Source organism: Pseudoalteromonas sp. XMcav1-K, assembly GCF_044005875.1.
In the GTDB taxonomy this organism is placed as follows: Bacteria; Pseudomonadota; Gammaproteobacteria; order Enterobacterales; family Alteromonadaceae; genus Pseudoalteromonas; species Pseudoalteromonas spongiae.
The window spans coordinates 1-13408 of the sequence record NZ_JBIPJE010000026.1; the positions used below are offsets into that span (position 1 = coordinate 1).

The 13408-nt window shown below is 40.2% G+C and carries 10 protein-coding genes; 7 read left to right on the forward strand and 3 right to left on the reverse strand.

The features are described 5' to 3' along the window. Nucleotides 1–310 precede the first annotated feature (310 nt). Together ACHSBP_RS03425 and ACHSBP_RS03430 are read left to right on the forward strand one after the other, a co-directional pair. Nucleotides 311–2170: a methyl-accepting chemotaxis protein gene (locus ACHSBP_RS03425; RefSeq protein ID WP_010562203.1), complete on the forward strand. Its 1860-nt coding sequence runs from the start codon at nt 311–313 to the stop codon at nt 2168–2170. A gap of 118 nt (nt 2171–2288) precedes the next feature. Further along, nucleotides 2289–3065 carry a VOC family protein gene (locus ACHSBP_RS03430; RefSeq protein WP_010562202.1) on the forward strand — a complete coding sequence of 259 codons (777 nt, stop codon included), beginning with the start codon at nt 2289–2291 and terminating at the stop codon, nt 3063–3065. 20 nt (nt 3066–3085) lie between these two features. Here ACHSBP_RS03430 and ACHSBP_RS03435 read toward each other — a convergent pair whose 3' ends face one another. Next, nucleotides 3086–4423 carry a PepSY-associated TM helix domain-containing protein gene (locus ACHSBP_RS03435; RefSeq protein ID WP_395388153.1) on the reverse strand — a complete coding sequence of 446 codons (1338 nt, stop codon included), beginning with the start codon at nt 4421–4423 and terminating at the stop codon, nt 3086–3088. A gap of 205 nt (nt 4424–4628) precedes the next feature. On the opposite strand from ACHSBP_RS03435, the gene ACHSBP_RS03440 reads away from it, so the two are divergent. Together ACHSBP_RS03440 and ACHSBP_RS03445 are read left to right on the forward strand one after the other, a co-directional pair. Further along, complete coding sequence (locus ACHSBP_RS03440) at nt 4629–6725, forward strand: TonB-dependent siderophore receptor (RefSeq protein ID WP_395388154.1); 2097 nt, start codon at nt 4629–4631, stop codon at nt 6723–6725. A 130-nt stretch (nt 6726–6855) separates the two neighbouring features. Next, a complete protein-coding gene (locus ACHSBP_RS03445; protein ID WP_395388155.1) occupies nt 6856–7521 on the forward strand; it encodes an SDR family oxidoreductase in 666 nt (221 codons plus the stop codon). A gap of 1 nt (nt 7522) precedes the next feature. On the opposite strand, the gene ACHSBP_RS03450 is transcribed toward ACHSBP_RS03445, so the two are convergent. Together ACHSBP_RS03450 and ACHSBP_RS03455 are read right to left on the reverse strand one after the other, a co-directional pair. Further along, nucleotides 7523–9412: a M48 family metallopeptidase gene (locus ACHSBP_RS03450; protein ID WP_395388156.1), complete on the reverse strand. Its 1890-nt coding sequence runs from the start codon at nt 9410–9412 to the stop codon at nt 7523–7525. 3 nt (nt 9413–9415) lie between these two features. Continuing rightward, nucleotides 9416–10030, reverse strand: coding sequence for a LemA family protein (locus ACHSBP_RS03455; RefSeq protein ID WP_010562197.1), 615 nt, complete (start codon nt 10028–10030; stop codon nt 9416–9418). Between the two features lie 113 nt (nt 10031–10143). Between ACHSBP_RS03455 and ACHSBP_RS03460 the strand changes: the two genes are divergently transcribed. The 3 genes from ACHSBP_RS03460 to ACHSBP_RS03470 form a co-directional block, all read left to right on the forward strand. Further along, entirely contained in the window at nt 10144–10521 is a 378-nt protein-coding gene (locus ACHSBP_RS03460; protein WP_010562196.1) for a hypothetical protein, read from the forward strand. Then, nucleotides 10522–12852 carry a fatty acid cis/trans isomerase gene (locus tag ACHSBP_RS03465; protein WP_010562195.1) on the forward strand — a complete coding sequence of 777 codons (2331 nt, stop codon included), beginning with the start codon at nt 10522–10524 and terminating at the stop codon, nt 12850–12852. It begins immediately after the preceding gene. Between the two features lie 116 nt (nt 12853–12968). After that, the coding region (locus ACHSBP_RS03470) for a hypothetical protein (protein WP_395388157.1) at nt 12969–13408 on the forward strand (440 nt) is incomplete at its 3' end.

The window sequence follows — 13408 nt, forward strand, 5'->3', positions numbered from 1 at the left end:
TAGCAAAATAGCAAAATAGCAAAATAGCAAAATAGCAAAATAGCAAAATAGCAAAATAGCAAAATAGCATTAGTTAAAGTTATTTTTATTTGTTGCATTTGCAACATAGGTGTTTGATTCAAAAATAAGTTTTTTAAAAACGGGTTGTGTTGTGTCTAATTTCGGTATTAAATGGCGTCAAGTAAACAAATGTTACAATTTTTCTAAAGCTATGCTGTTTTTAGTCGACAACATATATGCGTTAGAACAATAAATTGTCTAATCAAGCCGTATACAATTTCCCCACCGTCACTGAAGTTTAGAGGTAAAAATGTTTCAAGCCATAAAAATTAAAACTAAGTTGCAAATCCTTTCAGGGGTCGCGGTAGTTTCAATGGCTGCTCTCACGTTATTAAATGTTTATATTGCAGGGAAGAAGCAAGTATTAGTGGATGCTACAGAAGATTTAATCGCTACTGAGCGTGCTGTCGCAGATACATTGCGTATTGAAGTTAAATTTTTGGAAAAACCTGCATCAGGTTTCCGCCAAGAATTGGTAAATCGAGTCGATGAAGCTGAGTCGGCCTTAACTAAACTACAACAAAAACTATCTAGATTTGATGTAACTTCACGCGCGCTTGCTGATACAAAAGAAATGTTGTCGTCGCTAGAGCGTGATTTTGTCAATTTAGATGAACTGTATATTGAGTATGGTTACAACCAAAATGCGGGTCTGCGCAAAGAACTACGCGGTGCCGTTCATAAATTAGAAGAACAAGCAAAAGCGACTAATCGTCTTGATGTGAGTGTGTTAGTGCTGCAACTTCGCCGAAGTGAAAAAGATTTCATTATGCGAGGCGACAAAAAATACATTGCGCGTATCAACAGTACAGTTGCTGAGTTAGAAAAGCTGCTACTTATCAGCAATGATAGAAATTTAATCAGCTTATTAAAGCAGTATCAAAATGCCTTTCTAAAAGCGTCTGAGCGTTATCTTGCAATTGGCTTTAACCAAACAACAGGTTTAAAGAGCCAAGTTGCAGAAACCGAAGATAAGCTAAAAACATCACTTGAAGCGCTAGGGGTTGAGTTAGAAGCTATTCAAGAAGATATCTATGCAGATGCTAAAGTGCAGCAAATTGCATTGAGTTTAATTTTGGCATTCGCATTAGTTGGCTTTTTATTTACCATCACACGCTCTGTTACAACGTCAATTGATAGTGTTATTAAAGATATTGACCGCATTGCGCATTCGGGTGACTTGTCGATTAAGGTTCGCAAACACGGTAATGATGAATTAGCGATGTTGGCCGATAGTGTGAATGAATTGATGGCGAAGTTTTTATCCGTACTACAAACCATTCATCACTCGGTTGAAATTGTGAATACTGAATCGACTCGTGTTGCGCAAGTAGTGGAATCGAGTGGTCAACAACTGGTTCAGCAAAAATCGGAAGTTGAAACGGTAGCAAGTGCGGTAACTGAAATGGGTGCAGTTGCGCATGATATTGCCATAAATGCTGAAACAACCTCAAACCGCGTGGATACAGTTTCACAAAATGCGACGATTGGACAGAAGCAAATCGAAACAACCGTTGATCAAATGACTTTGTTGAGTAATCAGTTGGTTGAATCGGCTGAGCAGGTTAATTTACTGCGTGAAAAGAGCAATGCAATTAATGCTGTGATGGAAGTAATTCGCGGTATTGCTGAGCAAACTAACTTACTTGCATTAAATGCAGCTATTGAAGCAGCGCGTGCGGGTGAGCAAGGTCGAGGTTTCGCGGTTGTTGCGGATGAAGTTCGCTCTCTTGCAGTGAAAACCCAAGAATCAACACAAGAAATTACGCAGATCATTACCGACTTGCAATCAAGCACTGCGAACATTGTAGACAGTATTGAATTGTGTAAATCGCAAGGTTTAGAAACGGCTGAGCAAACGGATAAAGCGGGTAAAGCGTTCGCTGAAATTATTGCCGATATTCAGGAAATCTCAGAGATGACGTCAACCATTGCGGTGGCGGTTGAGCAGCAATCTACTGTGGCACAAGAGATAAACCAAAATATTGTACAAATCAGCGACTATGCAGATGAATTAGCAAATAGTTCACTGGCTAACTCTGAAGCCTCAAATCAGGTTTCACATCAAGCTGATGAACTCGATAATGCGATAAAGTGGTTTAAAATTTAACTACAAAATTAAATGGTTAGAGTAAAAGCGAGGTTAGTAATAGCCTCGCTTTTTTATTGCTTTTTAGAATATCTTGGTTAACTTTAATACAGAGCTGACAAACAATAAGGAAAAAGACATGGCAAGTTACACTAAGCACCAAGCTGGCACATTTTGCTGGACGGAATTATGCTCTCGCGATTGGGCATCAGCGAAAGCATTTTATACTCAACTATTTGACTGGCAACATGATGATCAGCCGATAGGTGATGATTTGTATTACACCATGCTGCAACTTAATGGCAAAGATATTGGTGCTATGTACCAAATGGAAGCAGAGCGTTTAGAGCAGAAAGTACCAAGTCATTGGCTAAATTATATTGCGGTAGATAATGTTGATGAAACGGTTGAGAAAGCTAAGCAAGCAGGTGCACGTGTAATTGCTGGCCCCCATGATGTTATGGATGCAGGGCGCATGGCGATGTTCTTTGAGCCGAACGGGGCGATGTTTGCGATATGGCAAGGTAATCAGCATTGTGGTTCACAAATCAAAAACGAAGCGCGCAGTGTATGTTGGAACGAGCTTGCATCAAAAGACGCAGAGGCAAGTAGACAGTTTTATTCATCTGTATTCGGCTGGCAATATAAAGTTGAAGATATGGATGGTATGCCATACACCATTTTTACGTTAGGTGATGAAGAAGTGGCGGGCATGCTGGAAATGAATGAAGAGTGGGGCGATATGCCAGCACACTGGATGACTTACTTCCAAGTAACCAATTGTGATGAAACCTTAGCAAAAGTCGAGGAGCTGGGTGGTACCGTATGCGTACCTGCAACCGACGTGCCCAATGTTGGTCGTTTTAGTGTGATCAACGACCCACAAGGCGGGTTTTTATCTGTGATTGAAATGTAGTTCAGTAGCATTACGTTATATCAACTAAATGTTTTTAGTTGATATAACGATTTGGTATCTGTAAAACATACGCTAAGTAGCGATTTAATCCAAAACGAAATAATAGCAAGCGTCACTATAATCCAAACCGACAAGAATAAAAGTGAGCCACTTGGTAAATTTGGTGCTTGCCCTGCAACGCCATAGCTCATAATGGTTTTGTAAGCATAATATCCAATCAAACTGAGTAAACAGCAGCTAACTAATAATGACGTTTTAACCCCTTGCTGTGATTCTTTTCGTCTTAATTTGCTTTGTCGTTTTACATACATGTAGCTACCGCTGAGTGATAAAAATGATAACGCAATACCACAAAAAAACCATGCTAATTTAACCCACAAACCAGCAAAATTGCCAAAATGAAGAGGATCTGCAGTATCAGATAAACGCCAATAGAACCCTTGGCTTGATGCTGTTTGGTTATAAACAACTTCACCACTGTATGGATTAATGTAAAGCTTATTGGCACGATCGCGTACTAAGATATCATCTGATTGCCCCTCAACATAAAAGTAACCACCAGAGAATCTCATCGCCCTAATATCTAAATCAGGCCGTGCATTTTGAGCTATTTTTTCTAGCGTAACAATTGATAAGGGTTGCGTATTTTGCGCTTCTAACTCGGCTATAGGGTTGATGGCGAAGTTACCAACATCTGTAAATGCAGTTTTGCCATCGACTAAGTCCATGCGTACAAATTCGTACAAGTACCAAATACTAGTCAGCGAAATTATTACGGCGAACCATAAACTCCAAACACCAGAAAATTTATGCAAACTGGCTAGTTTTGCGCGGCTATCGCCATTCCATGAAAGTTGTAGCCACTTTTTCCACCATCCTTGATATAGATAAACGGCACTTACGGTTGAGAAACATAAGGGTAATGCAAAAATAAGTACCAAATAGTACGAGACGATACTATCGAATATGCCGAAAAAATGCATATGAAAGTCACGAAAGAAACGTTGAATATTTAAAAAGCTAGTGGCTCCGGTAACTTCTCCATTAACGGGGTCAACGTAAACATGTTGCCAAGGTTTACCTTTGAATCTAACGACAAAATCGTGTGCAAAATAAGATTCTCCTGAAGAAAATGCAATACCGATTTGTGCGTTTGGAAACTGTGTTTGAACCTTTTGATAGGCTTCGCCTAAGCTAACATTATGAGCTTGTGGCTGTGCTCTAACCTTGCTATCAAATAGCCAATCTAACTCATATGAAATGGTTGCAAAAGCGCCAGTCCAGCAAATAAAAAACAATATTAGACCAAACCACACGCCGCTTAGACTATGCCAGCTAAACCATTGCTTTTTTGTCATTAAGTAATCTTCCTTGCATTCTTAAAGCGACGTTTAATAATGTTTGGTTTGTTGTGAAATAACCCGATTTGTATTTTTTCGATTTATTACACTTACTCGCAATAAAACGAAGTTCACATAGTGTATCAATTTGAAATTCAAAGTATTGTAGTGATAATGATTTACATTTACAATCTTGCGCGACGTTTTTTTATTAAGGATTAATATGAAGTTTAGTCGCCTAGCTTTGGCTGTATCAGCTATTTTAATGTTACCTCATATCGTATTTGCTAACGAACCGAGTGATACCAGCCAAAAAACTAAAAAAGATCTAAAAGACATAGAAGTAATTGAGATTTTAGGTCGAAGTTCGCAATTCACTTTCTCCGATTATAGCTATTCAGTAACGCGCACAGCAGCAGATATTTTAGAAATTCCCCAATCAATAAGTGCAGTAACAAAGGAAGTGATTCAAGACCAAGCTATGATGCGTCTTAATGACGTAACCCCTTTTGTTAGTGGCGCAAATGAATATTCTGTTTATGACGATATCACAATTCGCGGTTTTCGCAGTCAGGACGATCGTCGGGTTAACGGTATGCGTACCCATAATAACTTTTGGAACCAAACATTAATTGCCCACGTTGAGCGTGTTGAAGTAATTAAAGGACCTGCTTCTGCTGTTTTTGGTGATGCAAGTCCTGGTGGTACCGTTAATACCGTTACTAAAAAACCGCTTGCGGAAAGTCGTCATAGTATTAGTGCGCGTGTCGGTAGTTATTCAGATAAGTACATCGCATTAGATTCGACAGGGCAAATCGCTCACAGTGACGATTTATTGTATCGCTTTAACGGTGGTTATGAAGATTCAGACACATTTAGAGACAATATTTTCAATAAAAGTTTATTGCTCTCACCGAGCTTAACTTACTTACTCGGCCAAGACACAAAATTAAACTTTGAAGTAGTTTACTCTGATAGTAAGGGCTTACTTGACCGAGGGCAGCCAAACCTTAGGGGAGCAACTGACCTTTCAAAAATCCCTATGTCACTCTCGTCAAACCAGCCGGGTGATAAACTTGATACTACATCGCTTTCAGCAAGTTTGACGCTAGATCATCACTTTAATGATTATTGGTCACTCGGCTTTAAATACATGCACTTAGACAGTGAACAAAAATTAGTAGAGCACCGAGCTGCAACTTACATTGCCGATTCTGATTCTGTGTTTAATGTATGGTATACCGATCGCGATATTGATGCTGACTCAGATAATGTGACAGCATATGTAACCGGCAAACTATACACGGGCGATATCGAACACAATATTGTTGTAGGTGGTGATTATATTGATAATCATAAAGTTAATTCGCAAAGAATGAGCCGCTCAGCAGGGACTTTTGATATTTTGAATCCAACATATCAACAGCCTAATGTAGACAGTTACAACTTAGGTGATGTGTTTGAATTTGGTGGAGGGCTAACAAGTAATGGTTTATATATTCAAGACCATATTAAGTTTGAAGACTTGTCTATTCTTGCGAGTTTACGTCGTGAGGATTATAAACTAACAGACCTTAACGGCAACGAGAGTTCAGATAGCGATATTTTACCGCGCTTAGGTGTTGTATATAACCTGTCGTTAGACTCTAGTGTTTACGCTAGTTGGGTTACGGGCTTTGAACCGCCATCAACGTTTTTAAATACAGAGGAACAAGGTGGTCCATTTGGGCCGATTGATAGTTATTTATACGAAGTCGGCTATAAAACAAAACTGTTTGATGAAAAAGTCTTACTAACAACGTCTTTGTATCAAATCACTAAACAAAATGTACTAGTTCAAGACTTAGAGCGTTCAGCCGAGTTAGGATACCGAGTGTATCGCCAACGTGGTGAAGAACAAGCTAAAGGCTTTGAGTTTGATATAAACGGCCAAATCACTGAAGACTGGCTTGTAATTGCAAATTACGCCTATAACCGAGCTGAAATTACGGAAGATTCTGACCCAACGCTAATTGGTAAGCAAAAAGAAAATGCACCAAAGAATTCTGCGACTTTGTGGAGTAAATATACACTGACTGACACATGGCAAATTGCTGGTGGTGCAACCTTTATTGATGAACGCAATACGTCAGACGACGCTGTATTACCTTCATACACGATCTTACAAGCAGGCGTTTATTTTACGCAACCAAAGTGGCAAGCTGCTTTATTAATTGACAACTTACTCGACAAAGATCATTGGACTGGTGGTTATTCTTACGGTCAGTTATTTCCAGGCGACCCAAGAACGGTAAGCTTAACAATGAACTACACTTGGTAACCAAATCATTAGGGGCTATTGGTTTTTGTTGCAAAAACAAACTTTAAAGATTAATAGACCCTAGACACACCTTGTATTTTACCTAAAAGATACCAATGTCTATTGGTATCTTTTTTATTGGGAAAAAATTATGACACAACACGTGGTTATTACGGGCGCAAACCGTGGTATTGGGCTTGCGTTTGTTGAGCAATATATTGCACAAGGTTTTAATGTGACTGCTGTAGTACGCACTGCAAGTGAAAAACTTAATGCAAGTGGCGCAAACGTGATTGAGGGAGTTGATGTTGCAAACGCAGATGATATTATCAAATTACAAACGCAACTTGGTGATCAAGCAATTGATATTCTAATAAATAATGCGGGGGTGTTTCATAATGAAAGCCTAAGCAATATGGATTTTTCGAACCTAGAGCAGCAAATTAATATTAATGCGGTTGCGCCAGTCCGCGTGACACATGCACTGCAATCAAACTTGCGTGCTGGCAGCAAAGTGGCAATGATCACCAGCCGTATGGGGTCAATTGAAGATAATGGCTCAGGCGCATATATTGGTTATCGCATGTCAAAAGCCGCGCTTAATGCCGCGAGTAAAAGTATGGCGATTGAACTTGCATCGCGTGATATTAGCCTAGCAATTTTACATCCAGGTTTTGTACAAACCGCAATGGTAGGGTTTGCTGGCGATATTACACCAAAGCTTGCCGCTAGTCGTTTAATTATGCGCATTGATGAGCTAAATTTAAATAACACAGGCACTTTTTGGCACTCGAATGGCGAAGTGTTGCCTTGGTAATTTAACGCTCTACAGGGCTGGGTAAATCAAGTAACAGCGCAAAGCTGTAAAGCATGGTTTGCTCCGCCTCGGTTAATTGATTATCCCATTTAGCTGTAAACTCGATAGCTTGCAAAAACGCATTGCGATTTTTCAGTGGTAAACGAGTGAGTACAGCAAAAAACTGATGTGCGTGCTCAATATTAAACAGATTAAACTCAATTACCTCCAACCCTTTCATATTAAACTGCTGACACGTTGCTTTAAACGCTTGTTCTTGCTCATGTTCAGATTCGTGACCAATCGCTGCAATTAAACTCACAAAGTACCGCCATGCGAGAATCAGTTGTTTGCTATTACGAGTGGTAACGGCAAGGGTACGTTTCGCTTTAGTGACTTGCATTAAGATAATTTCTAAATACAACCAAGTAATTAAATGCTGATTGCGTTGCTTGGTATTCGTTTTAGGCGCTGGATTTTTTTGCTTAACAATTTGCCAGCACAACTCAGTGAAGTCGTGTTTTTGTTTTTCCCCTAGGCTGGTAATACTTGGCGATGCTAACTCGATAAGTTGAAAGCGTTCGTTTTCAGATAATTTAGCAAGTTCGCTTTCGGCGCAATCAAGGGTATATGCATCAACGTAGTGTGATGCTAATAAGCAATTTAGTTGTAAACTTCGTAACTCAAACTCGTCACTAATTAATAACAGAGGAATAAGTGTAAAACACGCGTAAGGGTCGTGTACTAAATGCGATAGTTTGTCTGATAAATGACTGGTATCGGCAGTGATGGTTTGATTGATTATAGGCGTGCTGTTTTCAGTTAAAAACTCGCGTGTTGCGCTTAATTGCATTGCTTGGTAGTTGGCAACACTAGGCCTTTCACGAAAACCAGCACTTGGCGGTTGCCAACTTGGATCTAGCTTAGCAATTCGTTTAACAATTGGCGGATGAGTCGAAAATGAACTGACCCAAGGGGTTCTTATTTGATTAAAAAATAAATGGCTGTATTGATGAAAGTGAGCATTGCGATGTGGCTTTCGAAGTCCTGCGGCTACTTTAAGCGCATCTGCGAGCGCTGCGGGATTACGATTAAACTGACAGGCGCTGGCATCCGCTAAATATTCACGGCGACGGCAAATCGCAGCTTTAATAAAATCGGCCATTAATGTGCCAATATAGCCGTAACAAATAAGCATAAGTGCAATTACCAACTCCAAGCCACCAGAGCCTTTAGCGTTACCACGCCCCGCAGCGGCGGCTCGTTCGAGTATCCATTCACCGGCTAAACCGATAAAACTAATAGCAAAGGTAGCTGCAACCAATCGGTTATTCAGTTTTATATCGCCATTAACAATATGACTAAATTCATGGGCGACAACCGCTTGTAGTTCGTCACGGGTTAGTTTTTCAAGTGCACCTCGGGTTACCGTAATTACCGCATTATGGCTATTATGACCCGCCGCAAATGCGTTTACTTGGCTATGATGCAATTGTAGGTAAACGCGAGGTACTGTGGTACGTGCTGCTATTGCCATTTCTTCGACCACATTGAGCAATTGCTTTTCTAACGGATGAAAGGTGTTGGGCTGTATACGTGTTGCACCTAATTGCTCAGCAATTTTGCTGCCACCCGTACGCAGTTGGCGGTATTTATAAATGCCCGTAGTGAAAATAAGTATTGCAGTAATGAGTGCTGATGGAATATGCCATTGATATGGATTTTGTGCACGAAATACATCCCAACCTTGGTATAAAATAAGGTTTAGGTTACTGGCTATTCGGGCATCGAAAATAAGACCAAAAAACCATTGTGCAAGCAACACAATTAGGCCAACGGCAATACAAAATAAGCAAACCAGCATAGCGCTGGCACGCCGGTTTGCAGCTTGTTGCTGAAAAAAGTTTTTCATTAATTAAAGTTGTACAGAGGGGGCTTGTCGTATACTGGTTTTTTCTAGCTCTAACACGCTGGCATCATTTTTGTGGCCAAATTTAGCTGCGACTAAGTTGTTTGGAAAGCTTTGTTTGTAGGTGTTATATTGCATAACTTCATCGTTATAAGCCTGGCGTGCAAAGGCTATTTTATTTTCTGTTGAAACCAGCTCTTCATGTAAATCTTTTACTGTTTCATTGGCTTTTAATTCGGGGTAATCCTCAATAGTAATTTGTAAACCTGAAAGGGCCTGCGTTAAGGTGTTTTCAGCGTTAGCTAATTGTTTAATCAGTGCACCATTGTTTGGAGCTTGTTTTGCCTGCTCTAAACAACTTAACGCGGCATTTCGCGCTTTGGTGACTTGTTCAAGCGTACTGCTTTCATGTTTTAAGTAAGCTTGGCAGGTGTTGACTAAATTTGGGATTAAGTCATGACGTCGGTGTAGCTGCACATCAATTTGTGCAAAAGCGTTAATCACGTAATTGCGATACTTAACGAGTGTATTAAATATCACAATAACAAACACTGCTAATAACGCGAGTATAAGTAATAAAATACCAATAGTTGAGAAGAAGTTATCAATTACACTGGTCATTAAATTTCCTTGAGAAATGTCTCTAAATTGTCAACACAATGGCTAAAAGCGCCAAAAAATTCAACTATTTTGCTATCATATCGACAATTACCCAAATTTAATACGAGAACAATATGGCAGATGATACGCTAGCGACCGAAAATATAGATATTCCAGTGTTTTTTTTGGCGCCTGAGATGCCTATAACGCAAGACGCAGAACCTGCGTTTTTTGTTTCAGTGGCACTTACCGAAATGGTAATGGCTGAAATGTGCCAAAAAATTACCGATGAAGAGACACATACGGTATTTCTAACAGATTACGCGTTTAACGACGTAACAGCCGATTGGCAGCGTGCAGTGACAAATATTGAATCAGTGCAATTGCACCTTAAAAAAGGCCCGCAATTAGCGGTGATGGTTTGTAGCGAAAACGAGCAACAGTTTATTTCACCATGGTTGGAATTTGCTCCTGAGTTTGATTTAGGACTTGATGACGAGGACGTTGAGTAAATGAAAAAGTTCGTTGTTTTATTTTTCATAATTGTGGTTTCTGGCTGTACAGCTTTGGCGGTCAATAACTGGCATAACAAATATGGCAAACCTGCAGTAAAACAACGAATAGTTGCGCATCATAGCAGTGATGGGCACTTTTATCAGAGTGCGGTAAAACCCGTATTAGAAAGCCGTTGTGTGGTGTGTCACGGCTGTTATGATGCGCCTTGCCAGTTAAAGTTAACATCGGCAGCCGGTATTGATCGCGGCATTAGCAAAGAACTCGTTTACGATGGTACGCGATTAGTCGCAGCAAAGCCGCATCGATTATTTATTGATGCCGATTCAACGTCTGAATGGCGAGAACTTGGTTTTTCACCGGTTTTAAACGAATACCCCGAGTCACCTGCGAACAACCTTGCAGCAAGTTTGCTCTATAATACATTACTTGTAAAAAAATCAAACCCTTTGCCACAAGTGGCGCAGCTTGGTGATGAATATGATTTTTCGCTAGATAGAACGGCGACCTGTGCCAGCATTGAAAGCTATCAGCAAGTCGCTGAGCATCAACCATCACTGGGTATGCCATATGGTTTTCCTGCCATTGATGATAGTGAATTTAACGTGCTGCAGCATTGGTTAATGCAGGGCGCAAAAATGACCAATTTAGCGCCGGTGGATCAGTTTACTGCACAGCAGGTTGAAAAGTGGGAAGCATTTTTAAACCAAGCACCTGCTAAGCATCAACTTATGGCGCGCTATATTTATGAGCACTGGTTTTTAACAAATATTTATTTCAGTAACGCTAAAGAGCAGCATTTTTATAAGCTGGTGCGTTCGACAACACCACCGGGCGAACCAATTGATGTAATTGCAACACGCAGGCCATTTGATGAGCCAAATGTGGCGCGCGTGTATTATCGCTTACAGCGCAATCAAGCCAGCATATTGGCGAAAAACCATATTCCATTAGCACTGAATAACAAAGAGTTAGCGCGATTACATCAGCTGTTTATTGCAACCGATTATACCGTGTCGGAATTGCCTAGCTACGCAGTAGATGTTGCCTCCAACCCATTTAAAAGCTTTGCTCAGATCCCGACCGAAGTGAAATACCAATTTTTACTCGACCATTCTCAAACCATTATTATGGGCTTTATTAAAGGGCCGGTTTGTCGTGGCCAAGTGGCGCTAAATGTAATTAATGATCACTTTTGGGTGGCATTTGTTGAACCCAAACGTGTTGCCAATGCCAATATGGATGAGTTTTTTCATCAAGTAGATGATTTATTGGCAATGCCGGCAGAGGAACAAAGTAATGCGCTGCCAATTAGCAGTTGGGTTAAATATGCCAGATTACAAGCTAAGTTTTTAGCGCGCAAAACAGCGAAAATGAATGAGTCGTTTGCTGGTGGCAAAGGGCTTGATATGTCGCTGCTATGGCAAGGTGAAGGGCATAATGATAATGCCGCACTGACTATTTTCCGTCATTTTGATAGTGCCACTGTAGTTAAAGGGTTAGTTGGGCAAGCACCAAAAACCATGTGGGTACTTGATTACAGCTTATTTGAACGCATTCATTATTTGCTGGTGGCTGGATTTGATGTGTACGGTAACGTTGGGCATCAGTTGGTAACACGCCTATATATGGACTTTTTACGCATGGAAGGAGAGCAAAATTTCTTAGCGTTTTTGCCATTAGAAGAGCGTAAAAAATTACGTAATCATTGGTATCGAAAAGCGCCTAAAAATTTAGTTGAGCATTTAGAGTCTAATGCCCAGTTTAACCAAGAAACAGGCATTAAATATCAAACTAATGCGCCAAAGACGGAACTTTATAGCAATATTAAGCAGCACTTGTCAGCGGTGTTAAACACGCGACATGAGCTGGCAAATGATGAAATTAGCCAGGCACTTGGGGAGCTTAATTCGCTGCCAAATGCGGCAGTGCAGCAACTTGCACAAATCTCGTTTATTTTAGTTAAGCAACAAGGCCAGCATAAAGCCTTTAGTCTGCTGCATCATAATGCACACTTTAATATTTCAAGCTTACTTAATGAAGGTGCGCAGCGTGCACCGCGCGAAGACACAGCAAGTTTGGTAAATGGTTTTATTGGTGATTACCCTGCGGTGCTGTTTTATCTTGAGCAGCATCAGGTGAATGAGTTTGTAACGCAATTTAGCAAGGTGAAAACAGAGAAAGACTACATTCAGCTCAAAGCTCAGTTCGCAATTAGGCGTACACATCCCGATTTTTGGCGTTATAGCGACATTCTGCATAAAACAGCCAAACAGAATTTACAAATTGAATACGGAATCTTTGATTACAATCGTTTTGAGAACAAATAGTTAATCTGTTTTATTGGTTTTATCGTTGTGAAACTGATGTAAACAACATGCTAACACTTGATTTGTTCCTAAAAAATTTGGCAAAATCCTATAGTTCGTACTAGTTGAGAATAACAATGAAGATTTTACTAGCGATAAGCATTCTTTTATTACCTTTTTTTGCCCAAGCTGGGAAAGTTCAGCGTAAATGTTACAGTTCCGATGGCACCGTTAAATTCACAACACGTCGTTGCGGACCAGGTGAACGCGAAGAAATTGTTAACAGTGGTCAGTCACTTACACAGTTTGCTCAAAAAGCCAGCAATAATGTGAGCACTTTAGGTTCGGGATTAGATAACTCTGATCTGACTTATTTTTTAACGCAAAACTACTCACAAACTGCGTGGAGTGAAAATATTGTGCGCAGTTACCTTGAGCCTGAGCAGGCGGTTGTTGTGGTTGATACCTTTCGTATTTATAAGTTAGAGGAAATTTGTCAAGCCACTATGCAGTGGATTGATCGTTACCCACACTCTCGTTTTGATTTGTCATCAATGCGCCTTGAATTTAATACGGG